This is a genomic window from Rahnella sp. RFA10(1/100) (assembly GCF_004195115.1).
GTDB classification, from domain to species: Bacteria; Pseudomonadota; Gammaproteobacteria; order Enterobacterales; family Enterobacteriaceae; genus Rahnella; species Rahnella perminowiae.
This window is the reverse complement of sequence record NZ_SEWR01000007.1, coordinates 115426-141368: the sequence shown is the minus strand read 5'-3', so window position 1 is coordinate 141368 and position 25943 is coordinate 115426. Positions and strand designations below refer to the sequence as shown.

The window sequence follows — 25943 nt, the reverse complement described above, 5'->3', positions numbered from 1 at the left end:
GCTGTTTTTTAAGAAACAATAAACAGGAACATATTCATTCGGCTTAATACAAAGGACGTCAATGAAGGCATTTAACGGGCTGCGTTCGCGCACTCTGGTGATGGCAGCCGCCGTGGTTTTTGCGCTGTGCGGTATCGCGGGGCAGGTTGTCGCTAAATCGACATATAATCAGGGCACAATAGTCCCGGGTACCGATGAGCAAACAGTGATCGGCTATTTGCGCCAGAATCATCAATTGCCTGAAAATTACATCACCAAGAAAAAGGCACGCGAAGCGGGCTGGGATGCCCGTGCCGGGAATTTATGTGAGGTATTACCCGGTAAAGCGATTGGCGGTGACCGGTTCTCAAACCGGGAAGGGCGTTTGCCTTCGGCGTATAAAAGGGTGTGGCATGAAGCGGATATTAACTATCGCTGCGGGCGTCGCGGGGCAGACCGGGTGTTGTTTGCCAGCGACGGGCTGATTTATGTCAGTAAAGACCATTATCAGAACTTCGTTCGGGTGGAGTAATGTCGATGAATAAAATGAGCTTCGATTTTAATCACATCCCGGATTTACCCGCATTCTACCGTGAGTTCGTCCGTCAGCTTGAACTGACCGACAGCTTTGGTGCGAATCTGGATGCACTCTGGGATGAGGTGACGGGCGGAATAACACTGCCGGTTGAGATAGATTTCATTAATCTGAATGCCAGCCGTAAACGTCGTTTCGGCGCATTGATTCTGTTGTTTGAAGAAGCGGAAGAGGAACTGGAAGGCGAGCTGCGGCTGAACTTACTGGAGAAACCGGTCGCAAAGGCCAAAGGCTGAAAAGAAAAAACCCGCCATTTTCGGTTAAGTAAAAAGGCGGGCTTTTGTTTTTTTATTCCTGACCTTCAGCCAGTTCGCGCAGATACTGGAAAATCTGGCGGTAAGATTTCGGCGGCTTGTTTGCGGCTTTTTCTTTCTGCGCGTTACGGATCAGCGCACGCAGTTGCTGGCGGTCGGCTTCCGGATACAATTCCAAAACCGGCGGGATCGCATCATCACCTTCTTCGACCAGACGATCTCGCAGCATTTCCAGTTTATGGAACAGTGACACCTGCTGGTTATGGCGGTTTTTCAGCTTATCCAGCGCCGTCTGGATCGGTTCAACATCACGTGAACGCAGCATTTTACCGATCAGTTGTAACTGGCGGCGACGACCTTCTTTCTTGATCTTCTGCGCTAAGTCGATGGCTGCACGCAGATCGTCGTCCAGCGGCAGTTTGTCCAGCGAGTTTTTACCCAGCTCAACCATTTCCGCACCGAGATCTTTCAGCGCCTCGGCGTCACGTTTGATTTCACTTTTACTGACCCAGATGATTTCATCATCATCGTCGTTCTCGTTGGTTTCGGGAACGTCATCGTGCCAGTCGTCAATTTTCTTTGTCATGGGCGCTTCCTCTTAACGAGGTAATCCTGTCAGTTTGATTGTGCTTTATTGCTTCGGCGGCATTATGCAGGGTTATGCCGCATACATCCATGTTCTGTTGCAACTTTGGGCATAACAACGCCGGTGTGAATGCGAAATTATGGCGAGTCTCTGTTAGACTCAAAGATATTAGTTTCTGAATACCCGTGTAGAACAACCTCTTAATCTCATAAGCGATGGCATGCCGATGAATGTAGTCAATCAAGTTGCGCAGCAGCGTAAAACCCTGGAACAGGCCGTATCTCAGGCGCTGGAACTGGCGAAAGCGGGTTCAGATGCCGCCGAAGTTGCGGTCAGCAAAACCACCGGTATCGGCGTCAGCACCCGTTTTGGCGAGGTCGAAAATGTTGAATTCAACAGCGACGGCGCACTGGGGATTACCGTTTATTATCAGAACCGTAAGGGCAGCGCGTCTTCTACTGATTTAAGCCCGGATGCCATTTCCCACACCGTGCAGGCAGCGCTGGATATTGCCCGTTATACTTCGCCGGATCCGTTCGCGGGTGTGGCGGACAAAGAGATGCTGGCATTTGATGCGCCGGATTTGGATTTATTCCACCCGGAAGAGTTGGATCCGGATCGCTGTATCGAGCTGGCCGCCCGTGCTGAACAGGCGGCTTTGCAGGCTGATAAGCGCATCACCAATACCGAAGGCGGCAGTTTCAACAGCCATTACGGTATCCGCGTTTTTGGCAACAGCCACGGCATGTTGCAGAGCTATTGCTCAACGCGTCATTCCATTTCCGCTTCAGTGATTGCTGAACACGAAGGTGACATGGAGCGCGACTATGCGTATTCCATCGCCCGCAAAATGAGTGATCTGAAAGACCCTGAGTGGGTCGGCACCGAGTGTGCCCGCCGCACCTTGTCACGTCTGGCTCCGCGCAAATTACCCACCATGCAGGCACCGGTATTGTTCGCTTCCGAAGTGGCGACGGGTCTGTTCGGGCATCTGGTGGGGGCGATCAGCGGTGGCAGCATTTACCGTAAATCGTCTTTCCTGCTCGACAGCTTGGGTAAGCAAATCCTGCCGGACTGGCTGACTATTGAAGAGCATCCGCACCTGTTGCAGGGACTGGCTTCCACGCCCTTCGACAGCGAAGGTGTGCGCACCGAGCGTCGTGATATCGTCAAAGACGGCGTGCTGCAAAACTGGCTGATGACCTGTTATTCCGCCCGTAAACTGGGTCTGCAAACCACCGGTCACGCGGGCGGCATCCACAACTGGCGCATCGCGGGTCAGGGGGATGATTTCGCAGGCATGCTGCGTAAACTGGATAAAGGCCTGGTCGTCACTGAGCTGATGGGACAGGGCGTCAGTGGCGTCACCGGTGATTACTCACGTGGCGCGGCCGGTTTCTGGGTCGAGAATGGTGAAATTCAATATCCGGTTAGCGAAATCACCATTGCCGGTAATCTGAAAGATATGTGGCGCAACATGGTCGCGATTGGTAGCGATATCGAGACTCGCAGCAATATCCAGTGTGGTTCCGTGCTGTTACCCGCAATGAAAATCGCTGGCGAATAACCCTTCCTGAAGCAGCGGTCGCCCGATCGCTGCTTTAATTCTTTACAAAAAATTCATGCCGTTTTTCTCTCTCTCAGCTTATTTTTATAAAGCCTTACAAGTAATGTCGTTTTATCTAACAAATAAATAACAACAGAGAGAAAATCATGCGTAAACAACTGATGGCGTTAGCGGTGATAGCCCTGCTCGGAAGCAGCACGGCAGCACTGGCAGCAGATTTAGAAACGGACATGGACACCATTGCTGATAACTACGGCAAGGTTTTGAAAACCAACGATCAGGCCGAGCTGACCACGGGTCTGGCAAACATGAAAGCGGCTGCCGAAGACGCGAAAAAAGCGACGCCACCAAAACTGAAAGGTAAAGCCCCTGACAGCCCTGAAATACAGGATTATCACAAAGGGCTGGATACGTTGATCGGACAGATTGATAAGGCGTCAGAACTGGCGAAAGCCGGAAAGATTGATGAAGCGAAGAAAGAAGCGGAAGGGTTTAAAGCCACAAGGAATGAGAACCACAAGAAGTTTAAGTAAGCAGATGGCCGGTGTCTGAGCGGCATTCTCAATGCTGAGGGCGGTGAAAGTTTCGGTTTTTTAATCGCGGTGATCGCTCGGTCTTTCGCGCCGAAACCGACCAAAGAGGGCTAAGACGAGCCCTCTTTGGAATTTCCACGTCTTAAACTGCGCGCTCCGCTCGCTGGCTATGTTTCAGATTTCCAGCCTGTCTCCGCGTTACCTGAAACATAGCCGCCAGCGACAGCGCGCAGTAAAAAAACGGAGGGAGATCCAAGAGGGAGAAAGCACTTCTCCCTCTTGGGCGGTTTCGGCGCTGCGCGTTAAGCGATCACCGCAGGTGAGAAACCGAAATGTTCTCGGTCTTTAGTAAAGCAGTGCAGCGGCTTCTGCATATGAGAAACCGAAATTTTCTCATTCTTAAGTAAAGCCGCCATTGCAGCGGCTTCTGCAAAAGAAAACCCTTAACGTCTCAACTCTCCCGCTGCCTCCGGCTGAAACAACAACTCCAGCACGGTAATGTCACTCTCAGCACCATTGGGCATTTCCCACGTAATGCTTTCGCCCACGCGCAGCCCCAGCAGCGCAGCACCGAGCGGAGCCATCACCGATAATTGCTCGTTGCTGTCCTGCAATGCTGCCGGATACACCAGCGTGCGGATGTGTTCTTCGCCGTCTTTACCTTCTGTAAAGCGTACCTTGCTGTTCATCGTGACCACATCGGCCGGAATTTGCTCAGGCGGCAAAATCTCTGCGCGATCTAACTCTTCGTTCAGTGCATCGGCCACCGGGCTGTTGGCAAAGGCCGGTTGTGCCAGCAGTGTATCCAGGCGTTCTGCGTCAAGTTCGTTGATGATCAGTGTCGGTTTACTCATAACATTCTCCGTGGTTCCTTTTGCATCACCCGCCTCATGCGGGTGGGGTGCCGGTCGGCAAAAAATAACACCCCCGCGGGTGAGCGCGGGGGTGTCGGTAATTTGCATGTGTTCTTTGATACTAGGCATTCTCAGGCGGAAATGAAAGCATTGTGTGGGAATTAATCCGTATTGCGAAAATTCCGATTACCAGCGAAATACGCTGCTACATGCCGCAATATTCAGTGATATGGCGACTTAACTTTTCGTTTTGCGAATGAGATCTGCTCAGCGCATCGTATTTCCACTTCGAACTGGAAAAAGACCCTCTACACAGGAAATGTACTCGGGGTTAGGGTAAAGACAGACAAAATAAACGGCTGGAAATAGTGAGTCAGACAAGGAGAGAGGTAATCGCGAGTGAATAACGCAAGCGCATCTGTGAACGGGGTCGGGCGGATTGGATTGAATGATGCGGCGGCGATAACAGAGCAAGTATTAAAGGATATTCAGGCGATGCAAAGTGCAAAGAATATCTACACCACAGATGTTCAGTTGCAGATGTTAACGTCACACGTTAAAGCCATGGTATTACGCTCTATTACCGGCGAGCCGTTACCTGATGTCGAGAAAGATTTATTTGATGAAATTTCTGCCGAGTCCATGCAAATGGCAGAGGAAGTGGTCAGCTGGTTTGGAAATTTACCGATTGAGGAGGCGTATTTACTCTCGGTGCATTTCGAAGTCGCAAGAGATAATGAGCCTGAATAAATTTTACCGAAAATTTAGCGAATTAATTAATCCGGAGATGTGAAACATGGGACAAGTATTAGTGGTGATCGGCGACCGTTTAGGGAAAGGCCAGAAAGTGGCAGCAGGCGTGGAAGCAGCGGGTGGAAAAGCCATTGTTGTCCCTGGCATGGCAGCAGATATGAAACTCGGCGATGTGATGAAAGCAGAGGGTGCCAGCTTAGGTATTTCTTTCTGCGGCAGTGGCGGTGCGGGTGCGATTACCGCACAAAACAAATACGGATATAAAGCTAAATATGGGATGCGCTCCGTGGATGAAGGAGTTACGGCAATTAACGAAGGCTGTCTGGTATTAGGGTTCGGCTTTATGGATAAAGAAGAACTGGGGCAGCGTCTGGTTGAAGCTTATAACAAGAAGTATGGTCAGGCGTAATGAAGCAACAATTAACCACGACGGTCCGGGTTGAAGGAAAAGGCGAAAATAAGGCTGCCGCCTTTTCTTCCGCACTGAGTCAGGTTCAGAGAACGGTTCTCAAGTCATCTGCCAATAATGTCTTGCTACGCATTGAACCGCAGGACGTCAAGATAATAAAGGCAGAAGAATCAGTCAAAAGGGAAAAGTTTCTGTTCTTTTTTCTGGCCAGGGAAAGAAAGAGTTATTACGTGGCGTTAGACATTACCGTCAACCTGACTGTTATTAATACGGAACAGGTAGTTTTTGTCACGAAATAAAAACGTTAGCTATAAATGACAAGGATATACTGATGTTTTTAATTATTTTATTTAAGTCGCTTATTATCGGCGGACTGGTCGGTGTGGGCGTAGGTGCGGGTGCCGCACGTATGTTTCATGCACCCACCGTGCAGGGAATGGGGGCTTTTCGTACGCTTGGGGAATTAAACTCCTGTGAAGGCGATCCGGCTTCACATTTCTCCTTTGGTCTCGGCTTCTTCTTCAACGCCTGGGCTTCTTCCGTGGCGGCAGGTTCTTTCACTCAGGACGTTGACCACCGCATTATTCCTCACTGGGCAACCGCCGCCCTGATGTTCAAAAACCGCAATGTGGCTGAAACCCTGCACGACCCGCGCAAGATGGCAATTGCGGGCGGCATCATCGGCATGATCGTGGTCGCCTTCCTCAACACTACCGCCTCTGCGGTACCTGCAGCGTTACAGGTTACGGCAATTAAAGTGCTGGTACCTGCGGCTAACCTGTTGGTAAACACCGTGATGCCGGTAATTTTCTGGCTGGCGGCAATCGATGCAGGGCGTCGTTCCGGTTTCTGGGCCACCATTTTTGGCGGTATGGCGCAGATGATCATGGGTAACGCCGTGCCGGGTCTGGTGCTGGGTATTCTGATTGGTAAAGGTGTTGAAGAAAGCGGCTGGAACCACGTCACCAAAGTGATGATGGCGGCGATTATCGCGCTGTTTGTCCTCAGCGGCTTCTTCCGCGGGTTCGACGTCAAGCTGTTGCAGTCATTCATGCTGGACGTCCCGACATGGCTGAACGGCATTCACAATTCACTCAGCGGTAAGTAAGGGAGCATGACAATGGAAGAACAAGCCAAACGTGGTTTCTGGTACGCCGAGTGGTCGTTCCCGATCTTTGTCGGACTGCTGTCTTCCGGCGTTTTCGCTGGGACACATATGTATTACCTGTACGGCATCGGCGCGTTTAACGAAGTGGCCTTTGTGTCGATGCTACGTTCCGGCATGGACACCGGCGTGTACGGCGCAGTGGCGGCTTTCGGTGCCAGTTTCCTGTTTGCCCGCATCATCGAAGGCTCGCTGGTCGGTATTCTCGATATCGGCGGCGCGATCCAGACCGGTATCGGCCTGGGCGTTCCGGCACTGTTGCTCGGCGCCGGGATCATCTTTCCGGTGGCGAACTTCGCGGCCTCACTGGTGACCGGCCTGATCCTCGGGCTAGCCGTGGGATACATCATCATTCTGGCGCGTAAATTTACCATCAATCAGAGCAATTCAACCTACGGTGCTGACGTCATGATGGGCGCGGGTAACGCCTCGGGCCGCTTCCTCGGGCCGCTGATTATCCTGTCAGCCATGGCGGCATCGATTCCTATCGGTCTGGGCTCGCTGATGGGTGCGCTGGGTTTCTATTTGTGGCAGAAGCCGATTACCGGTGGTGCCATTCTCGGTGCGATGGTGCTGGGCGCTATCTTCCCTGTTTCACTGTAGCAATAGCAGCGGATCAGCGGTAAACGGGCGTCAGGAGCATTCCTGATGCCCGAGATTATGGAGAATGTCGTATGTATGACTTAATCATCCGGCAGGCATTACGCGCAGACGGTAGCCTGACTGATATTGCAATTCGCGACGGCAAATTTGCCGCCATTGGCACACTGGCCCCCGGTGCCACTGCCCGCCAGACTCTCGATCTGCAGGGTAAGGTTTACGCCAGCGCTGGCTGGATCGATTCCCATGTTCACTGTTACCCGAAATCGCCGATTTATCATGATGAAGCTGATCTGATCGGGGTCGCCTGCGGTGTCACCACCGTGGCGGATGCCGGCAGCACTGGCGCAAATGATATCGACGATTTCTATCAGATCACCCGTAAGGCGAAAACCAATGTTTATGCTTTCCTGAATATCGCCCGCACCGGCATTGTGACGCAAAACGAACTGGCGGATATGACGCAGATTGACAAGATCGGCGTGCGTGATGCCATCGCGCGAAATCCCGGTTTTATCATTGGTATCAAAGCACGCATGAGCAGCAGCGTGGTCGGGCAGAACGGCCTGAAACCGCTGGTGCGCGCCAAAGAAATACAGCAGGAAAACGCTCCTCTGCCGCTGATGGTGCATATCGGCAATAACCCGCCGAACCTCGATGAAATCGCTGATTTGCTGACCTCAGGTGACATCATTACTCACTGTTATAACGGCAAGCCGAACCGCATTCTCTCGCCGGAAGGCGTACTGCGCGACTCCGTTAAGCGTGCGCTCAGCCGTGGCGTGTTGCTGGATGTCGGTCATGGCACTGCGAGTTTCAGCTTTGAAGTAGCAGAACTGGCTATTAAGCAGGGCATTTTGCCGCACACCATCAGCTCCGATATTTATTGCCGCAACCGCCTGAACGGGCCGGTTCACAGTCTGGCGACCGTAATGTCGAAGTTCTTCAGCGTCGGCATGACATTGCCACAGGTCATTGATTGCGTGACCACTCACGCCGCCGGTGCACTCTGTCTGCCTGCCAAAGGCCGTCTGGACGCAGGCGCAGATGCCGATCTGACACTGTTCGAGTTACGTCAGGCACCGCAGGTATTTATTGATTCCGAAGGAAAGTCCGCGAAGGGCGAAAGTGTGCTGGTGCCCCTGGCCGCCGTGGTCGCGGGTGTCATCCTGTTAACCGAAGAAGGGAAATCTGCTCATGTCTTCTGAACAATCTTTATATGAAAAATATGATTTAAAACAGGTTATTAACGCATCAGGTCGCATGACGGCACTGGGTGTTTCTACTCCGCGCGAGGAAGTGGCAGCGGTAGTGAATACCGGTCTGAATCATTACTTTGAAATGAAAGATCTGGTGAACAAAACCGGCGCTTACATCGCGAAATTGCTTCACGTCGAAAGCGCGGTGGTCGTCTCCTGCGCCTCGGCCGGGATCGCGCAATCTGTCGCGGCGGTGATTGTGAAAGATGATGCCTGGCTGCTGGAAAACCTGCATGCCGCGCCGCTGGACATTCCGCACGACATCGTGCTGCCAAAAGGCCACAACGTGAATTTCGGTGCGCCGGTCGCAACGATGGTGACGATGGGCGGCGGCAAGGTAGTGGAAGCCGGTTATGCCAACGAATGTTCTGCCGCGCAACTTGCCGCCTGCATTACGCCGCGCACGGCCGCAATCATGTACATCAAATCACACCACTCGGTGCAGAAAAGTATTTTATCAGTCGCCGAAGCCGCCGAAGTGGCGCGTGCACATAACGTGCCGCTGATCGTCGATGCTGCCGCTGAAGAAGATCTGACGTGTTATTACGAAACGGGTGCGGATCTGGTGATTTACAGCGGTGCTAAAGCCATCGAAGGGCCGACCAGTGGCCTGGTGCTCGGTAAAAAACAGTATGTCGAATGGGTAAAACTGCAATCCGGCGGCATTGGCCGTGCGATGAAAGTCGGCAAAGAAGGCATTCTCGGCCTGACGCAGGCGATCGAAAGCTATCTCACCCTGCCGAAAACCACCGGACAGGAAATGGTCGACAAGATGACGCCATTCATTGCCAGCCTGAACGAAATTAAGGGTGTGACTGGCCGCGTGGTCTGGGACAGCGCCGGACGTGATATCGCCCGCACGGAAATTACTTTCGATGAAGCCGTACTCGGCTGGAAAACCAAAGCCATTGTGGACGCCATGAAGAACGGCGATATCGCGATTTATTTTCGTGGTTACCGGGCCAATGAAGGCAAGATTGAAGTCGACGTACGCAGCGTAACGCCGCCTCAGCTTGCCATCGTCGCGCAACGTTTTAAACAACTTTTCAAGGGAGACAACGCATGAAGCTGACTCCGAACTTCTACCGTGACCGTGTGTGTCTGAACGTTCTGGCCGGCTCAAAAAACAATGCGCGTGATATCTATGAAGCCGCAGAAGGCCACGTGCTGGTCGGCGTGCTGTCAAAAAATTACGCGGATGTGGCCAGCGCGGTAGCGGATATGAAGGAATATGCGGCGCTGATTGAAAACGCTTTGTCCGTCGGGTTAGGCGCAGGCGATCCGCGTCAGTCGCTGATGGTCAGCCAGATTTCTGCACAGGTTCAGCCGCAACACGTCAACCAGGTCTTTACCGGTGTCGGCACCAGCCGTGCCTTGCTGGGGCAGAATGACAGCGTGGTGAACGGTCTGATTTCGCCAACCGGTAAAGCCGGCTTTGTGAAAATCAATACCGGACCGCTGAGTTCAGGCTCTGCTGACGCGATTGTGCCGGTAGAAACGGCCATTGCGCTGCTCAGAGACATGGGGGGCAGCTCGGTGAAGTATTTCCCGATGGGGGGCCTGAAAACCCGTGACGAATTCGCTGCCGTGGCCCGTGCCTGTGCCGAACAGGATTTCTGGCTTGAGCCGACCGGCGGTATCGACCTGGAAAACTTCGAGCCGATTATGGAAATCGCGCTGGCGGCAGGTGTCACCAAAATCATCCCGCATATTTACAGCTCGATCATCGACAGTGCATCGGGTAATACGCGTCCTGAGGATGTGAAAACCCTGCTGGCCAGCGTCAGAAAACTGGTGGGTTAAGGTTCTGACACTTGCTGCCGGAGGACAAATATATTTACGCAATGAATCAACGAAGCGATAACATCACCAGATTCAAGGTATCAGCCGAAAGCGGCACGCTGTCTTTTCCGATAGTTATGTGACGGTGGGCAGCCCCTCACCGAGGGTGATGGTGCCTTAAATGGCGCGGCAACAGTGACACCCCCGTTCGCGACACGCATTTGCTGTGAACGGGGGCCCGTTGAAACGAACTGGAAGAACTATGGTGAGATTTCCCAATCAACGTCTGGCGCAACTGTTTGATGCGCTGCAAACCGAAACGCTGCCTCAGGACGAACTGGCAAAACGTCTGTCGGTGTCGACGCGAACGGTTCGTGCGGATATCACTGCGCTTAATGAAATCATCGCAGACTATGGCGCGACTTTTATACACAGTCGTGGCAGCGGATATCAGCTGCGGATTGATGACCATGGCCTGTTCTCGTCGTTGCAGCAATCGACACAACCTAAACCGAATCCGACACCCCGCACAGCCGCCGGGCGGGTGAAGACGTTGTTGATCCGCTTTTTGACTTCTGCCTTTTCATTAAAGCTGGAAGATCTGGCCGATGAATGGTTTGTCAGCCGCGGAACTCTGCAAAATGATATGGCTGAGGTAAGGGAGCATCTGGCCCGCTATCACCTGAATATCGAAACCAAGCCGCGCTATGGCATGAAGCTGTTTGGCGCTGAGCTGGCAATCCGTGCCTGCCTGACTGACCTGCTGTTTCAGCTCGATGCTGAAGAACAAACCAATCCGCTGCTCAAATCGGAAAGCCTGGAACCGGAAGCGCTGGTGCCACTGACGCGCTTTATGCATCAGCTTCTGAGTCAGTCTTCTATTCAGCTAACTGATGAGGGCGAGCACTATCTGATCCTCTATTGTGCGGTGGCCATTAAGCGTATCGCCAGGGGCTATCCGCTGACTGATTTTGATGCCGAAGATGGCGACCCGGCGGTGAAACAGGTTTCTGTAAGGCTGGCGGCAGAGCTGAAAGCGCTGGTCGGCAAGGAAATTCCTGCCTCTGAAGAGGCGTATCTGCGGGTGAATATCGCCGCGCGTCGCGTACAGCAAATTCTGCCGACAGACATCAATGCAGATGATGATGAATCGCTGGTCGATTACATCCTTTCGTATATCAACTCGCACTATAACTATGATTTGCAAGGCGATAAGCAGCTGCGTGCTGATCTGCTGACGCACATTAAGACCATGATTACGCGGGTGAAGTATCAGATTAATATTCCCAATCCGCTGCTAAACAACATCAAACAGCATTATCCGATGGCTTATGACGTCACGCTGGCGGCGGTTTCAAGCTGGGGGAAATACACGCCGTATACACTCAGCGAAAACGAGATTGGTTTTCTGGTGCTGCACATCGGCGTCGGGCTGGAGCGGCATTACAATATCGGCTACCAGCGACACCCGCAGGTGATGCTGGTATGTGATACCGGCAATTCGACAATCCGCATGATTCAGGCGCAGATTAATCGCAAGTATCCGCAACTGGTGATGAAGCAGGTTGTGACGTTGCGTGATTATGAGCAACTGGAACACATCGACGAAGATTTTATTATTTCCAATGCCCGCATCAGTGAGAAAAATAAGCCGGTGGTGGTGCTGTCGCCATTCCCGACCGAATACCAAATGGAGCAGCTCGGTAAACTGGTTCTGGTAGACCGCACGCGGCCTTATATGCTGGAAAAATTCTTCGACGAAAAACATTTTATGATCATCAATGAACCGATGACGCAGGCGGAGTTATTCCGCCATGTGTGCTCGCAGCTGGAAGCGGAAGGTTATGTCGATCAGGCGTTTTATCCGTCGGTGGTAGAGCGTGAAGAGATTGTCTCGACCATGCTGGGTGAAGGCATTGCGCTGCCGCACTCGCTGGGGTTGCTGGCAAAGAAAACCGTGGTAATCACGTTGCTCTCTCCCCAGGGCATTGCATGGGGAGAAGGGGAGACCGCACACGTAATTTTCCTGCTGGCGATCAGCAAAGCAGATTATGAAGAGGCGATGGCGATTTACGATTTATTCGTGACGTTTGTGCGGGAACGCTCAATGAGCCGTTTGCTGAGCAGTGAGAATTTTGAAAGCTTCAAGGCAATTGCAATAGATTGCCTTTCACGCATTTAAAATCTTACTTATCCCCAAAATAGTTCGAGTTGCAGGAAGGCGGCAAACGAAGGAGTCCCGATGAGCTTACACAGGTAAGTGATTCGGGTGACTGAGCGCAGCCAACGCACCTGCAACTTGAAATATGACGGGGATTAGTCCTCGTCAAAACCGGAGTTGATCAGATTTACGACAGCGGTGAGCGCCTGTTCTTCATCGGGCCCCGTGGCTTCGATTTCGATTTTCTGGCCTTTCGGGGAGTCGAGCATCAGCAGCGCGATAACACTGCTGGCCTCCGCTTCAATGCCCGTGCCGTTGCGCAGCATAACTTCTGATTCAAAGCTCTGCACCAGTTCAAACAATTTCATTGCCGGTCGGGCGTGCATGCCTAACCGGTTTTTGATTTCTACCGTTTGTTTCACCGTCATGATTTGCGTTTTTCCAGCGTGCGATGGCGGGACTGCACATTCTTCCCGCGGGAACGGAAATAGTCGGCCAGTTGCTCTGCGATGTACACCGAACGGTGTTTACCGCCAGTACAGCCAATGGCGACGGTCAGATAGCTGCGGTTGTTGGTTTCCAGCATTGGCAGCCACTGTTCGAGGTAGCTGCGGGTCTGGTAGATAAAGTTATGCACTTCAGTATGACGGTCGAGGAACGCCGCCACCGGCTTATCAAGGCCGGTCATCGGACGCAGTTTCGGATCCCAGTGCGGGTTCGGCAGAAAACGGACGTCGAAGACGTAATCCGCATCAATCGGTATGCCGTGTTTGAAGCCGAAGGATTCGAATACCATGGTCAGTTCGCGCTCGCGTTTACCCAGCAGACGGGTACGCAGCATTTCTGCCAGTTCATGAACGGACATTTCGGAGGTATCGATGATCAGATCCGCCGACGAACGCAGCGGTTCGAGCAGATCGGCTTCTTCATCAATGGCACTTTCGAGGGACAAATTTTTGCTGGAAAGCGGGTGCAGACGACGGGTGTCGCTGTAACGGCGGATCAAAGTATTACGGTCGGCATCAAGGAATAACAGCTGCGGCGAAAAACTCTCCGGCAGTTGTGACATCGCATGCTCATAAACTTCGGGTGTTTCCGGCATGTTACGGACGTCAATGCTCACGGCCGCTGACGTATTACGTTCAACGAGTGTCTGGGCAAGCTGCGGCAATAACACCACCGGTAAATTGTCCACACAGTAAAAACCCATGTCTTCTAATGCCCGTAGGGCAACCGACTTCCCGGAACCGGAACGGCCGCTGACAATCATCAGCACCATGGTGACACTCCCCTGGCATTCAGTGTTCAGAATTCATTTTCCCGGCACCGTACCGGGAATCAGCAATTTATTCGTTTTCAGTCATTATCTGGAACAGTTCTTCGTCGCTTTGCGCACCACGCAGACGCCGACATACTGTTTTATCAGCTAATTTCTTCGCGACTAAAGATAATGTATGTAAATGGGTTTTACATTGATCTGCCGGTACCAGCAAGGCAAAAAGCAAATCTACCGGCTGATTATCGATGGCGTCAAAAGCAATCGGCTGTTCAAGCTGAATGAACACGCCAACGGCACGTAAAGTGTCTTCTTCCAGCTTACCGTGCGGGATGGCGATCCCGGCACCGATCCCGGTGCTCCCCATACGTTCGCGGGTCAAAATAGCGTCGAAAATCACCTGTGGCGACAAATTTAATTGTTTGGCGGCCAGCTCGCTGATGATTTCCAGTGCGCGTTTTTTGCTGGCGCAATGAACGCCGCTTTTGGTGCATTCGGCATTAAGCACCGACGTTAATTGCATTGCAGTATCGTTAATCATGTCATCTTTCACTTTTGCGCTGTTTCACCCTTAAAGCTATATCGGCTCGTTTCCCGAAGGTCACAAGCCGATGCCCGAAGGTTTGTAGCACAGGGTTGGCTACATGAATGTCAGTGCTGTTTCAGTTTGTCTTTATGTTTATTCAGCTGTCGGGCCAGTTTATCAACCAGCCCGTCAATCGCTGCGTACATATCCTGATGTTCCGAGGTGGCATGTAATTCGCCTCCGTTCACATGCAAAGTGGCTTCCGCTACTTTCTGCACCTTTTCCACGCTCAACACCACATACACCTGATTAATCCTGTCGAAATACTGCTCGAGCTTAGCCAGTTTCGACGTGATGAACTCTCTCAGGGGATCCGTGATCTCAATGTGATGTCCGGTAATGTTGAGCTGCATAATGTCTTCCTTCTCTGTTGAGGTCAAACTAACTGTTTACGTTGGTTTGAGGGCGGGATGGACAAAGACTCTCGGTATTTGGCGACAGTCCGGCGCGCAACCATAATTCCCTGATCGGAAAGCAGGGTTGCTAACTTGCTGTCACTGAGCGGTTTTACAGGATTCTCCGCTGCGATTAATTTCTTCACCAGCGCCCGGATCGCGGTTGACGATGCCTCGCCGCCGCTGTCTGTACTGACATGGCTGGAGAAGAAATACTTCAGTTCGAAAATACCACGCGGACTGTGCAGGAACTTTTGTGTCGTCACGCGTGAAATCGTCGATTCGTGCATTTCAACGGCACTGGCAATATCGGCCAGCACCATAGGTTTCATAAATTCTTCACCCAGTTCAAAGAACGCCTGCTGCTGCTCAACGATGCAGCGCGTCACTTTCAACAGCGTGTCGTTACGGCTTTCCAGGCTTTTAATTAACCACTTGGCTTCCTGCAGATTGCTGCGGATAAATTGCCCGTCGCTGTCGCTGCGTGTGGAGTTACCCATCGCGGCGTACTGCTGGTTAATCTTCAGACGCGGAATGCTGTCGGAATTGAGTTCTACCGTCCAGACCCCTGACACTTTACGCACCAGCACATCCGGGATCACGTATTCGGATTCGCCGGTATTGATCGACTGACCCGGACGCGGATCCAGAGACTGGATCAGAAGCATCGCTCCTTTGAGTGTATCTTCTTTTAACCGGGTTGATCGCATAAGTGCGCGGAAATCATGGTTCGCCAGCAAATCGAGATGTTCGCTGATGATAAGACGGGCTTCAGTGATGAAAGGCGTGTCAGTGGCATATTGAGACAGCTGGATCAGCAGACAATCGCGCAGGTCACGTGCTGCCACCCCCACCGGATCAAAACGCTGAACGCGTTTAAGCACGGCCTCAACTTCGTCCATCGTGATGTTTTCATCACCGACGCTTTCGAGGATGTCTTCAAGGGAGACGGTCAGGTAACCGGTGTCATCCACCGCATCGACAATTGATGTGGCAATCGCGGCATCAGTATCAGAAAACGGTGTCAGCTCAACCTGCCACATCAGGTAATCCTGAAGGGTCTGGGTGGTTTCACCCTGATAAATGGGCAGCTCGTCGTCGCTGTAATCATTACCGGTACCGGACGGCGTGCCTGCGGTGTAAATCTCATCCCAGGTCGCGTCGAGCGGCAATTCTTCCGGCATATCTTTTTGCTCGAGCGCCTCACGGGTGTCTAACCCCTCGCTGTCGGTGGCTTCTACCGAGTCGATTTCTTCATGAAGGTCAGTTTGTTCCAACAGAGGGTTGCTCTCCAGCGCGAGTTGGATCTCCTGCTGGAGCTCAAGCGTGGACAGTTGCAACAAGCGGATGGCCTGTTGTAACTGGGGAGTCATAGCCAGTTGTTGGCTGAGTCTGAGTTGCAAACCTTGCTTCATATCTTGGCTTAATTCCGTTGATGAGTGAAAACGGCAACACTTCTGTCAGAGACGGCCTGTTTCAGTGTAGGTGGAAACAGGCACGGTTCCGGCGGCACAGATCACAGACGGAATTCTTCACCAAGATAAACACGTTTAACTTGTTCATCAGCAAGAATGTCGGCTGGCGTGCCGTGGGCAATCAATTTCCCCTGACTGACAATATACGCGCGTTCACAAACGTCGAGTGTTTCGCGCACGTTATGGTCAGTGATCAGTACGCCGAGGCCGCTGTCACGTAAATGCTCAATGATTTTTTTAATGTCGATAACGGAAATCGGGTCAACCCCGGCGAACGGTTCATCCAGCAGGATGAATTTAGGGTTTGCTGCCAGCGCACGGGCAATTTCCACACGACGTCGTTCACCACCGGACAGTGACTGACCGAGGTTATCGCGCAAATGAGAAATATGGAACTCTTCCATTAATTCATTCGCGCGGTCATTACGCTGTTCTTTGGTCAGATCATCACGGATCTGCAGCACCGCCATCAGGTTATCAAATACACTGAGACGACGGAATATGGAGGCTTCCTGCGGAAGATAACCAATACCGCGACGGGCGCGGGTATGCAGCGGCAGCAGGCTGATGTCTTCATCATCAACGATGATACGGCCCGCATCGCGCTGGACAATGCCCACGACCATGTAAAAGGTGGTGGTTTTACCCGCACCATTTGGGCCCAATAACCCGACGATTTCACCCGAGTTGACCATCAGGCTGACATCTTCAACGACCTTACGGCCTTTGTATGCCTTGGCGAGATTCTCTGCGATTAATTTAGCCATAAAATATCAGTTACTCTTTTTGGTCGGCTGGCCGCCCGCTGCAGGCGTTTTTTGTTGCAGCTGCGAAGGGACCAGAACGGTCGTCACACGGTTACCCTTATCACTAAAAGCTTCCATTTGCTGTTTCTGTACCAGATAAGTAATGCGGTCGCCTTTCACATTGCTGTCCAGTTGCTCAAGGTAAGCATTGCCGGTCAGCGTGACGAGGTCATTTTCCACTTCGTAGCGGACTTTCTGGGCATGGCCTCTTACCGGCTTACCGTTGTCCTGCATCTGATAGAACGTCACCGGGTTACCGTAACCTTCTACCACTTCTTTACCGGACACACCCTGCGGACGTATCACCACCACTTTATCGGCTTTAACCTGGATCGTGCCCTGATTCACCACCACATTGCCGGTAAACGTCGCGGTATTGGTGTTGACGTCGAGTGCCTGATTTGCCGAGTCAATGGTGATCGGTTTCGTTGTGTCGTCTTTTAAGGCAAATGCCGGAACGCTGACGGCTAACAATGAGCTGACGATCAGAAGATCACGGATTTTATTTTTTGCTTTGAATTTCATAGGAAGTCGATACCTTTTCGATCAGCTCTGCTGTTTTATCACGCAGATTACCACGCATTTTCATGCCGTTAGATGTAAAACCTGTACCATAAAGCGTCACTTCATCGTCTGAGGCAACGTCCTGTGTCGTCAGGTTAACCTGTGCATTGTCCGTTTTGATTCTTTGCAGCTGTGATGTCTCAGGCGTCAGGCTATCGGCCTGCACATGCCCATAGAGATAAAGCATCTTATCCTGAGTCAGTTTCGCTTTATCGGAACGTAATACCCAGGTGGCTACTTTGTTCTTGTCATACATGGTCGCGACCGGATGAGTAAACCACGACACCTGATCCGTGGTGTAATATTTTACCTCGTCTGACACCAGTTTATACGTCAGGCTGCCCATCGGGTCATATACCATCGTAACGGTGTGGGAAGTCTGATAAGTCGGATCCTGATCGTTAACCACCTGCGGAACATCATCGCTGTTGTCAGACAATGACCAGCCAATCAGCACCAGGACAATGGCGGTAAGCGCCAGAATAACCCAAAGTTTTGCTTTACTCATATCGACAGCCCTTTGGCGTCCTCCAGCTTGCCCTGCGCCAGCAGAATCAAATCACACAGTTCGCGAACTGCACCACGCCCGCCAGCGATACGGGTAACATAATGCGCTTTTGGTAACAAAACAGGATGTGCATCCTGAACCGCCACAGAAAGACCCACTTCGGCCATCACCGGCCAGTCAATCAGGTCATCACCAATGTATGCCACTTCTTCGGCCCGAAGAGACAGTGTATCTAACAGTTCGCGGAAGGCCAAAAGCTTATCCGACTGGCCCTGATACAAGTGGCGAATACCCAGAGTTTTAGCGCGATCTTCCAGTAATTTTGCATTGCGGCCTGTAATAATCGCGACTTCGATGCCGGATGTCAGCAGGCAGCGGATACCGTAACCATCGCGAACGTTGAAACTTTTCAGCTCTTCTCCCTGATTTCCCATATAGATCAGGCCATCAGACATGACGCCATCGACATCGCAAATCAGCAGGCGGACCGCTTTCGCCCGTTCAAGCACTTGCGTACTGACCGGACCGTAGCAGGTTTCCGCCAGGGCTGCGCTATTACTCATTTAGGGAATTCCTCAATTAAACTACGCCAGCGCGCAGCATATCGTGCATATGTAACACACCCAGCAACTGGTCACCATCAGCAACCATCACACACGTGATGTGTTTGTCCTGCATTAAATTCAGCGCATCAACTGCCAGCAGTGACGGACGTACGCGAATGCCGCCTGTCGTCATCACATCCGCAATTGATGCCGTATTGATGTTGACACCCATATCAAAGATGCGTCGTAAATCCCCATCGGTAAAAATCCCTTCGATTTTCATCAAATCGTTGCAGATAACCGTCATGCCCAGATTTTTACGGGTGATTTCCAGCAACGCATCCCGTAACGACGCCTCGCGGCTGACGTGCGGGATCTCATCTCCGGTGTGCATGATATCGCTGACGCGAAGCAACAGCTTGCGACCCAGTGCTCCGCCAGGGTGTGACAGGGCGAAATCTTCCGGTGTGAACCCGCGAGCTTCCAGCAGTGCGACAGCCAGAGCATCGCCCATCACCAGCACCGCTGTGGTGCTGCTGGTCGGTGCCAGCCCCAGCGGGCAGGCTTCTTTGGGCACTTTTACACAAAGATGGACATCCGCCGCTTTTCCCATCGTGCTTTCAGGGTTAGACGTCATGCAGATAAGCGTAATGCCCAGGCGTTTGAGTACCGGAATCAGCCCCAGAATTTCATGGGCTTCACCGGAGTTGGAAATCAGAATGACGACATCCTGCTTTGACACCATGCCCAGGTCACCGTGGCTGGCTTCACCGGGATGCACAAAGAAGGCCGGCGTGCCTGTACTGGCAAAGGTGGCGGCCATCTTACGGCCAATATGACCGGATTTGCCCATGCCCATGACAACGACTTTGCCATTGCAGGCGAAAATTTTTTCGCAGGCGCGGGTAAAATCACCGTTAATGTATTGATCTAACTGCTCAAGTCCTTCACGTTCTGTTTTCAGTACATCACGTCCGACGGCCTGAAAATCAAAACCGGGGGCGAAGGTATCGTTAGCCATAGTCGGTTCCTGACAGAGTTCAGAAGGCAATGCTGTCTGGTAACAGGAACAGCACTGCCATATAGGCGATAAATCCACACAGCAATAATGCACCGGCTAAATGGCCGATACGGTGTTTACGCATCAGGCATAGCCCGGAAAGCACCACGCTGACCGCCAGCATGACCCAATAATCGCGATGAAATGCGTCCGGGTTGAACGAACCTGGTGCCACCAGCGCGGGTAATCCCAGCACCAGACAGGTATTAAAAATGTTTGCGCCAATGATGTTACCCAGCGCAATGTCATCTTCGCCTTTGATAGCACCGGCGATAAAGGTCGCCAGTTCCGGCAGACTGGTACCGATGGCGATGACCGTCAGGCCGATCACCAGTTCGCTGACACCCAGATAACGTGCGATGACGGTGCTGTTATCAACGATCATGCCCGATGCCAGGGGCATGATGATAAAGCCCAGCGCCAGCCATAAAAATGCGACCGTATTGCTGCTGTCTTGTGGAAGTTCGGACATTTGCTCATAGGTCAGCGTATCCAGGCCTTCTTTTTCGGCAGCACGGGCGATTTTTATCACCAGCATCATGAACACGCCTGCACTGGCCAGCAACAAAACACCATCAAGCCGGCTGAGTTCTCCGTCGCTTAACAGAAAACCACACAGAGCCGTCACCAGTAACAATAATGGGAGTTCGCGGCGTAATATATCAGAACGAACGGAAAGTGGATGAATCAGGGCGGCACCGCCCAAAATCAGAAGAATATTAATGATATTCGAACCAATGGCGTTTCCGATGGCCAAATCCATCTGATCGTTGATAGCCGCGGTGGTGGAAACGACCAGTTCAGGAAGAGATATTCCGACGCCGACGACAGTCATACCAATTACCAGCGGGGAGATGCCTATCGAGCGAGCCAGCACTGCGGCTCCGTACACCAGACGATCAGCGGCATACACTAACAGTAACAAGCCGACAATCATCAGTACGATAGCGAGAAGCATGAAACATCCTTTATTGGGTATAATGCGAGGTTCGTTGCCTTTACGGGCAGGCGATTCCTTCGTCAACATGAGCTAAGGCGACATTTTGTCTGAAAACAATGCCACCAGGTTCCTGTATGTTAGACGATGAAGGCTTTTAATTTAAAATGGTAATTGGTTGATTTTGACCATCTGTGGCTGAAAAGTAAATCGATGGCAACTTTGGTAACGAAACCGGGGTAAGTTTTTGTAAAAATACCAAAGTTATACGATACCCTGTGCGTGTCAGACGTATTCTTAGCGAAAGCATTCCGAAGGGAAAAACTGAATGAGTCAAAGCGAATCGAATCTGGTTGAGATCAAGGGCATGAGTTTCGTGCGTGGCGATCGTCCCATTTTCGAAGAGATAAATATGACAGTGCCGCGTGGCAAAGTCACCGCAATCATGGGGCCTTCGGGGATCGGTAAAACCACCTTGCTGCGTCTGATCGGCGGTCAACTTACGCCCAACAACGGCGAAATCTGGTTCGACGGCGACAACATTCCGACATTGTCCCGTCGCAAGCTGTACGAGTCGCGCAAGAAAATGAGCATGTTGTTTCAGTCCGGTGCATTGTTTACTGACCTGACTGTGTTCGAAAATGTGGCGTTCCCGTTGCGTGAACACAGCAAATTGCCGGAGGAATTACTGCGCAGTACGGTGACCATGAAACTGGAAGCGGTAGGGTTGCGCGGTGCCGGTAATCTGATGCCTGCCGAATTGTCCGGTGGTATGGCGCGGCGCGTCGCACTGGCGCGTGCCATTGCGCTGGACCCTGAGCTGATTATGTTCGATGAGCCTTTTGTGGGGCAGGATCCGATCACCATGGGCGTTCTGGTCAAACTGATTGATGAGCTGAACCATGCGCTGGGCGTGACGTGCATTGTGGTTTCCCACGACGTGCCTGAAGTCCTGAGCATTGCTGATTATGCCTATATCGTGGCCGCACAGCATGTCATCGCAGAAGGTACGCCAGAGGAGTTGCAAAATAATCCTGATCCGCGCGTTCGTCAGTTCCTGGATGGTATTGCCGACGGACCGGTGCCTTTCCGTTTCCCGGCCGGTGATTACAAAACCGAGTTGCTCGGATGATGGAGTTATCTGCTTATGTTAACTAAGGCACTCGCCTCAGTCGGACGTCGCGGGATAAACACCTGTGCGTCTTTTGGTCGTGCCGGACTGATGCTCTTTCGGGCATTGGTCGGTAAGCCGCAATTTGCCAAACAATGGCCGCTGCTGATCAAGCAGCTTTACAGCGTTGGCGTACTTTCCCTGTTGATTATCCTGGTTTCCGGTTTGTTTATCGGCATGGTGCTTGGCTTGCAGGGGTATCTGATTTTAACCACCTACAGCGCTGAGGCCAGCCTCGGTATGATGGTGGCGCTCTCTTTACTGCGCGAGCTTGGACCGGTGGTCACTGCACTGCTTTTCGCCGGGCGCGCGGGTTCTGCGCTGACCGCTGAACTGGGATTGATGAAAGCCACCGAGCAAATCTCCAGCCTGGAGATGATGGCCATTGATCCGCTGCGCCGCGTTGTGGCACCGCGTTTCTGGGCCGGTCTGATTTCCATGCCTTTGCTGACGGCGATTTTTGTTGCCGTGGGGATCTGGGGGGGATCGCTGGTGGGAGTGGACTGGAAAGGCATCGACAGTGGTTTCTTCTGGTCAGCGATGCAAACTGCCGTAGACTGGCGGACCGACCTGCTTAACTGTCTGATTAAAAGCCTTGTTTTCGCTATCACCGTGACCTGGATTGCATTGTTCAATGGCTATGATGCGATACCGACGTCCGAAGGGATTAGCCGGGCAACGACACGTACTGTGGTGCATTCGTCACTGGCGGTGCTGGGATTGGATTTTGTGCTGACAGCACTGATGTTTGGAAATTAAACCATGCAAACGAAAAAGAGTGAAATCTGGGTAGGCGCATTTTTAATCATCGCTTTGATTGCTGTGATCTTCCTGTGTCTTAAAGTGGCCGACATCCGTTCAATCGGCTCCGACCCGACTTACCGTATTTCTGCTGACTTCGACAATATCGGTGGCCTGAAAAGCGGTTCACCGGTCAAAGTCGGTGGCGTGGTGATCGGCCGCGTCAGCAGCATCACGCTCGATAAAAATTATTCTCCACGTGTAGAAATGGATATCGACCAGAAATACAACCAGATCCCGAGCACCAGTACGCTGGCGATCCGCACGTCTGGTCTGCTGGGCGAGCAATTCCTGGCGTTGAATATTGGTTTTGAAGACCCTGAAATGGGAACGACTATCCTTAAAAACGGTGGCGTTATTCAGGACACTAAATCAGCGCTGGTTCTCGAAGACCTGATTGGTCAGTTCTTGTATAAGAGTGGCGATGGTAAGGCTGATCCTGACGCAACGGCGGCACCTGCAGGGAATGCTGCACCTGACGCCAATACGGCGCCGCAACCGGCTGCCCATTAACAATTTGCCATCACGGATTCTCCATAAAAGAGGAAATAAGTATGTTTAAACGTTTAGTGATCGCTGCACTGCTGGTGGTTATGGCTCCGCTGGCGAATGCCGCCGTGGACAAGACCAATCCTTACAGCGTGATGAATGAAGCGGCGAGCAAAACCTTCACCCGCCTCAAAACCGAACAACCGAAAATCAAGCAGGATCCTAACTATCTGCGCCAGATTGTTCGTGAAGAATTGTTGCCGTATGTGCAAATCAAATACGCCGGCGCGCTGGTGTTAGGCCGCTATTACCAACAGGCGACACCTGCACAGCGCGACGCTTACTTCGCGGCGTTCTCAGACTACCTGCAACAGGCTTACGGCCAGGCTCTGGCGATGTACAACGGCCAGAACTATACGGTGCAGCCTGAGCAGTCCTACGCAGGTAAAGACATCATTGCTATCCGTGTCACGATTACCGATCCGAACGGCCGTCCTCCGGTTCGTCTGGATTTCCAGTGGCGTAAAAACAGCCGCACCGGCGACTGGCAGGCTTATGACATGATCGCCGAAGGCGTCAGCATGATTTCGACCAAACAGAACGAATGGGCAGATATTTTGCGCCAGAAAGGTATTGATGGCCTGACTGAGCGCCTGAAACAAGCCGCTGCTCAGCCGATCACGCTGGATAAACAACAATGAGTGAAGCCCTGCGCTGGGAATCGCAGCCGCCGCGACTGTCGTTGCACGGTGAGTTAGATCGCGAAACGCTGGTGGCATTCTGGGATGTACGCAAAAAGCTGATGCCCGGCGTGACCTGTCTGGACGTCTCCGGGCTGGCGCGTGTTGACTCTTCTGGCCTGGCTTTGCTGGTGCATTTACGCGAGGAAGCCAGTCAGCAGGGGATCACGCTGACGATTGCGGGTATCACTGACAGGCTGAGAACACTGATTGCTTTGTATAACCTTCAGGACATTATTCCGTCGGAGACCACGACTTGTTCTGTTGAATAAATAGTTGAGCAGTTCCCGTGGGTTAGGCTGTGGGATATGAAGCGTTATCGGTATGTCCATAAAGCCCCTGTGCGAAACTCTTCGTCAGGGGCTTTTTCGTGGTTTAAGAATTGCGCCAATCCCTATAAGATATCGGGCTGTTATGATTCTTCAGAAGAATAGATCCCTATGGAAACGAGTGAAATTAAAGACGTGCTGATGAAGGCATTGGCACTGGACGAAGCCCACATTACTGGCGATGGCAGTCATTTTCAGGCCATTGTCGTTGGTGCGATGTTTGATGGCATGAGCCGCGTGAAAAAACAACAGACCGTTTACGCGCCGCTGATGGAATACATCGCCGACAATCGAATCCACGCTCTGTCTATCAAGGCTTATACCCCTGAAGAATGGGCGCGTGACCGTAAACTGAGCGGTTTATAAGACTGCCGGCGTTCCGGCAGCTTCCTCCTATCTGACCTGTCGTTTTAATAAATAGAGAGCAGTCATAATGGATAAATTTCGTGTACAGGGTGGGACTCGCCTGAGTGGTGAAGTCACTATCTCTGGTGCAAAAAATGCAGCACTTCCTATTTTGTTTGCCGCACTGCTTGCTGAAGAACCTGTTGAACTCCAGAACGTTCCTCACCTGAAAGATATCGATACCACCATCAAGCTGCTGAGCCAGCTGGGCACCAAAATCGAACGTAACGGTTCTGTTTTCGTTGACGCCAGTGCGGTGAATGAGTTTTGTGCGCCGTATGATCTGGTAAAAACCATGCGTGCTTCCATCTGGGCGCTTGGCCCGCTGGTGGCGCGTTTCGGTCGCGGCGAAGTTTCTTTACCGGGCGGCTGTGCTATCGGTGCACGTCCTGTTGATCTGCATATTACGGGTCTGGAACAGTTGGGCGCGACCATTGTTCTGGAAGAAGGCTATGTGAAAGCCTCTGTCGATGGCCGCCTGAAAGGCGCGCACATTGTGATGGATAAAGTCAGCGTGGGCGCAACGGTCACTATCATGAGCGCGGCGACCTTGGCTGAAGGCACCACCATTATTGAAAATGCCGCGCGTGAGCCGGAAATCGTCGATACCGCGAATTTCCTCAATACACTGGGTGCGCAAATTACCGGTGCGGGCACCGATAAAATTACCATCGAAGGTGTTGCCCGTCTGGGCGGCGGGGTTTACCGCGTGGTGCCTGACCGTATCGAAACCGGCACCTTCCTGGTGGCGGCGGCGATTTCCGGTGGCAAGATTACCTGTCGCGAAGCCCGACCTGATACGCTGGATGCCGTACTGGCAAAATTGCGTGAAGCCGGTGCCGATATTGAAGTGGGCGAAGACTGGATCAGTCTCGATATGCATGGCAAACGCGCCAAAGCAGTGACCTTCCGCACCGCGCCGCATCCGGGCTTCCCGACTGACATGCAGGCGCAGTTCAGCTTGCTGAACCTGGTAGCAGAAGGTACAGGTGTGATCACCGAAACCATCTTTGAAAACCGTTTCATGCACATACCTGAACTGATCCGTATGGGCGCACACGCTGAAATCGAAGGCAGCACCCTCATTTGCCATGGCGTTGAAAAACTGTCTGGCGCTCAGGTGATGGCGACCGATTTACGGGCCTCTGCAAGTCTGGTTCTGGCGGGTTGTATTGCCGAAGGTGTGACCGTGGTTGACCGTATTTATCACATCGATCGTGGCTACGAGCGTATCGAAGATAAACTGCGTCAGCTGGGTGCAAAAATCGAGCGCTTTAAAGGCGAGTGATTCATAACGCCTGCGCAATAAAAAAGCCGGAAGGGGAAACCTTTCCGGCTTTTTCGTTTCTGCAATGAATG

Annotated in this window: 33 protein-coding genes; 20 read left to right on the top strand and 13 right to left on the bottom strand. The window is 52.2% G+C overall.

Annotated features, from left to right (window positions below):
* The first annotated feature begins 61 nt into the window (after window positions 1-61).
* Together ETV65_RS19505 and ETV65_RS19500 are read left to right on the top strand one after the other, a co-directional pair.
* Window positions 62-511: a ribonuclease domain-containing protein gene (locus ETV65_RS19505; protein WP_129954747.1), complete on the top strand. Its 450-nt coding sequence runs from the start codon at window positions 62-64 to the stop codon at window positions 509-511.
* A gap of 5 nt (window positions 512-516) precedes the next feature.
* Window positions 517-810, top strand: a complete 294-nt coding sequence (locus tag ETV65_RS19500; protein ID WP_129954857.1) for a barstar family protein — start codon at window positions 517-519, stop codon at window positions 808-810.
* A 52-nt stretch (window positions 811-862) separates the two neighbouring features.
* On the opposite strand, the gene yjgA is transcribed toward ETV65_RS19500, so the two are convergent.
* Entirely contained in the window at window positions 863-1414 is a 552-nt protein-coding gene (yjgA, locus tag ETV65_RS19495; RefSeq protein WP_129954746.1) for a ribosome biogenesis factor YjgA, read from the bottom strand.
* Between the two features lie 226 nt (window positions 1415-1640).
* On the opposite strand from yjgA, the gene pmbA reads away from it, so the two are divergent.
* A complete protein-coding gene (pmbA, locus tag ETV65_RS19490; protein WP_129954745.1) occupies window positions 1641-2981 on the top strand; it encodes a metalloprotease PmbA in 1341 nt (446 codons plus the stop codon).
* A 146-nt stretch (window positions 2982-3127) separates the two neighbouring features.
* Window positions 3128-3514 (top strand): cytochrome b562, encoded by a 387-nt coding sequence (gene cybC / locus ETV65_RS19485; protein ID WP_129954744.1) that lies wholly within the window; start codon window positions 3128-3130, stop codon window positions 3512-3514.
* Window positions 3515-3957: 443 nt separating this feature from the next.
* On the opposite strand, the gene rnk is transcribed toward cybC, so the two are convergent.
* A complete protein-coding gene (rnk, locus tag ETV65_RS19480; RefSeq protein WP_015698907.1) occupies window positions 3958-4368 on the bottom strand; it encodes a nucleoside diphosphate kinase regulator in 411 nt (136 codons plus the stop codon).
* Window positions 4369-4812: 444 nt separating this feature from the next.
* Here rnk and ETV65_RS19475 point away from each other — a divergent pair, with 444 nt between their 5' ends.
* From ETV65_RS19475 to ETV65_RS19430, 9 genes are all read left to right on the top strand, one after another.
* Window positions 4813-5118, top strand: coding sequence for a PRD domain-containing protein (locus ETV65_RS19475; RefSeq protein WP_205951615.1), 306 nt, complete (start codon window positions 4813-4815; stop codon window positions 5116-5118).
* Window positions 5119-5164: 46 nt separating this feature from the next.
* A complete protein-coding gene (locus ETV65_RS19470; RefSeq protein ID WP_120508349.1) occupies window positions 5165-5530 on the top strand; it encodes an SFCGS family glycine-rich protein in 366 nt (121 codons plus the stop codon).
* Entirely contained in the window at window positions 5530-5829 is a 300-nt protein-coding gene (locus ETV65_RS19465) for a DUF4312 family protein (RefSeq protein ID WP_129954742.1), read from the top strand. The genes ETV65_RS19470 and ETV65_RS19465 overlap by 1 nt, the downstream gene beginning before the upstream one ends.
* 32 nt (window positions 5830-5861) lie before the next feature.
* Window positions 5862-6638: a DUF4311 domain-containing protein gene (locus tag ETV65_RS19460; RefSeq protein ID WP_129954741.1), complete on the top strand. Its 777-nt coding sequence runs from the start codon at window positions 5862-5864 to the stop codon at window positions 6636-6638.
* A gap of 12 nt (window positions 6639-6650) precedes the next feature.
* The gene (locus ETV65_RS19455; RefSeq protein ID WP_129954740.1) at window positions 6651-7298 is read left to right on the top strand and encodes a DUF4310 family protein; all 648 of its coding nucleotides are present in this window, start codon (window positions 6651-6653) and stop codon (window positions 7296-7298) included.
* A 71-nt stretch (window positions 7299-7369) separates the two neighbouring features.
* Complete coding sequence (locus tag ETV65_RS19450) at window positions 7370-8503, top strand: amidohydrolase/deacetylase family metallohydrolase (protein ID WP_129954739.1); 1134 nt, start codon at window positions 7370-7372, stop codon at window positions 8501-8503.
* A complete protein-coding gene (locus ETV65_RS19445; protein ID WP_129954738.1) occupies window positions 8493-9620 on the top strand; it encodes a DgaE family pyridoxal phosphate-dependent ammonia lyase in 1128 nt (375 codons plus the stop codon). Before ETV65_RS19450 ends, ETV65_RS19445 begins: the two co-directional genes overlap by 11 nt.
* Window positions 9617-10357: a KDGP aldolase family protein gene (locus ETV65_RS19440; protein ID WP_129954737.1), complete on the top strand. Its 741-nt coding sequence runs from the start codon at window positions 9617-9619 to the stop codon at window positions 10355-10357. The genes ETV65_RS19445 and ETV65_RS19440 overlap by 4 nt, the downstream gene beginning before the upstream one ends.
* 241 nt (window positions 10358-10598) lie before the next feature.
* A complete protein-coding gene (locus tag ETV65_RS19430; protein WP_129954736.1) occupies window positions 10599-12518 on the top strand; it encodes a PRD domain-containing protein in 1920 nt (639 codons plus the stop codon).
* 134 nt (window positions 12519-12652) lie between these two features.
* Here the strand turns inward: ETV65_RS19430 and npr are convergent, their stop codons facing one another.
* The 11 genes from npr to ETV65_RS19375 all read right to left on the bottom strand — a co-directional run bounded on the left by npr (window position 12653) and on the right by ETV65_RS19375 (window position 20670).
* A complete protein-coding gene (npr, locus tag ETV65_RS19425) occupies window positions 12653-12925 on the bottom strand; it encodes a PTS phosphocarrier protein NPr (RefSeq protein ID WP_120131579.1) in 273 nt (90 codons plus the stop codon).
* On the bottom strand, window positions 12922-13776 hold the full coding sequence (gene rapZ, locus ETV65_RS19420) for an RNase adapter RapZ (protein ID WP_129954735.1): 855 nt from the start codon (window positions 13774-13776) through the stop codon (window positions 12922-12924). The genes npr and rapZ overlap by 4 nt, the downstream gene beginning before the upstream one ends.
* A gap of 67 nt (window positions 13777-13843) precedes the next feature.
* Complete coding sequence (gene ptsN, locus ETV65_RS19415; RefSeq protein ID WP_173362074.1) at window positions 13844-14326, bottom strand: PTS IIA-like nitrogen regulatory protein PtsN; 483 nt, start codon at window positions 14324-14326, stop codon at window positions 13844-13846.
* A 98-nt stretch (window positions 14327-14424) separates the two neighbouring features.
* On the bottom strand, window positions 14425-14712 hold the full coding sequence (gene hpf, locus ETV65_RS19410) for a ribosome hibernation promoting factor (RefSeq protein WP_013577259.1): 288 nt from the start codon (window positions 14710-14712) through the stop codon (window positions 14425-14427).
* A 23-nt stretch (window positions 14713-14735) separates the two neighbouring features.
* Entirely contained in the window at window positions 14736-16169 is a 1434-nt protein-coding gene (rpoN, locus tag ETV65_RS19405; RefSeq protein ID WP_129954734.1) for an RNA polymerase factor sigma-54, read from the bottom strand.
* A gap of 101 nt (window positions 16170-16270) precedes the next feature.
* Window positions 16271-16996: an LPS export ABC transporter ATP-binding protein gene (lptB, locus tag ETV65_RS19400; protein ID WP_013577257.1), complete on the bottom strand. Its 726-nt coding sequence runs from the start codon at window positions 16994-16996 to the stop codon at window positions 16271-16273.
* A gap of 6 nt (window positions 16997-17002) precedes the next feature.
* The gene (gene lptA / locus ETV65_RS19395) at window positions 17003-17560 is read right to left on the bottom strand and encodes a lipopolysaccharide ABC transporter substrate-binding protein LptA (protein ID WP_129954733.1); all 558 of its coding nucleotides are present in this window, start codon (window positions 17558-17560) and stop codon (window positions 17003-17005) included.
* Window positions 17538-18107 (bottom strand): LPS export ABC transporter periplasmic protein LptC, encoded by a 570-nt coding sequence (gene lptC / locus ETV65_RS19390; protein WP_129954732.1) that lies wholly within the window; start codon window positions 18105-18107, stop codon window positions 17538-17540. The genes lptA and lptC overlap by 23 nt, the downstream gene beginning before the upstream one ends.
* Window positions 18104-18670 (bottom strand): 3-deoxy-manno-octulosonate-8-phosphatase KdsC, encoded by a 567-nt coding sequence (gene kdsC, locus ETV65_RS19385; protein WP_129954731.1) that lies wholly within the window; start codon window positions 18668-18670, stop codon window positions 18104-18106. The genes lptC and kdsC overlap by 4 nt, the downstream gene beginning before the upstream one ends.
* A 16-nt stretch (window positions 18671-18686) precedes the next feature.
* Complete coding sequence (gene kdsD, locus ETV65_RS19380; protein ID WP_129954730.1) at window positions 18687-19673, bottom strand: arabinose-5-phosphate isomerase KdsD; 987 nt, start codon at window positions 19671-19673, stop codon at window positions 18687-18689.
* A gap of 19 nt (window positions 19674-19692) precedes the next feature.
* A complete protein-coding gene (locus tag ETV65_RS19375; protein ID WP_129954729.1) occupies window positions 19693-20670 on the bottom strand; it encodes a calcium/sodium antiporter in 978 nt (325 codons plus the stop codon).
* Between the two features lie 307 nt (window positions 20671-20977).
* Here ETV65_RS19375 and mlaF point away from each other — a divergent pair, with 307 nt between their 5' ends.
* The 7 genes from mlaF (at window position 20978) to murA (ending at window position 25872) form a co-directional block, all read left to right on the top strand.
* Complete coding sequence (gene mlaF / locus ETV65_RS19370; protein WP_129954728.1) at window positions 20978-21781, top strand: phospholipid ABC transporter ATP-binding protein MlaF; 804 nt, start codon at window positions 20978-20980, stop codon at window positions 21779-21781.
* Between the two features lie 15 nt (window positions 21782-21796).
* The gene (mlaE, locus tag ETV65_RS19365; RefSeq protein ID WP_015698890.1) at window positions 21797-22579 is read left to right on the top strand and encodes a lipid asymmetry maintenance ABC transporter permease subunit MlaE; all 783 of its coding nucleotides are present in this window, start codon (window positions 21797-21799) and stop codon (window positions 22577-22579) included.
* A 3-nt stretch (window positions 22580-22582) separates the two neighbouring features.
* Window positions 22583-23134, top strand: coding sequence for an outer membrane lipid asymmetry maintenance protein MlaD (gene mlaD / locus ETV65_RS19360; RefSeq protein WP_129954727.1), 552 nt, complete (start codon window positions 22583-22585; stop codon window positions 23132-23134).
* A 41-nt stretch (window positions 23135-23175) separates the two neighbouring features.
* A complete protein-coding gene (gene mlaC / locus ETV65_RS19355; protein ID WP_129954726.1) occupies window positions 23176-23811 on the top strand; it encodes a phospholipid-binding protein MlaC in 636 nt (211 codons plus the stop codon).
* Window positions 23808-24122: a lipid asymmetry maintenance protein MlaB gene (mlaB, locus tag ETV65_RS19350; protein ID WP_129954725.1), complete on the top strand. Its 315-nt coding sequence runs from the start codon at window positions 23808-23810 to the stop codon at window positions 24120-24122. The genes mlaC and mlaB overlap by 4 nt, the downstream gene beginning before the upstream one ends.
* Window positions 24123-24290: 168 nt before the next feature.
* The gene (gene ibaG / locus ETV65_RS19345; protein WP_129954724.1) at window positions 24291-24545 is read left to right on the top strand and encodes a BolA family iron metabolism protein IbaG; all 255 of its coding nucleotides are present in this window, start codon (window positions 24291-24293) and stop codon (window positions 24543-24545) included.
* Window positions 24546-24612: 67 nt separating this feature from the next.
* Entirely contained in the window at window positions 24613-25872 is a 1260-nt protein-coding gene (gene murA / locus ETV65_RS19340) for a UDP-N-acetylglucosamine 1-carboxyvinyltransferase (protein ID WP_129954723.1), read from the top strand.
* Window positions 25873-25943: the final 71 nt, after the last annotated feature.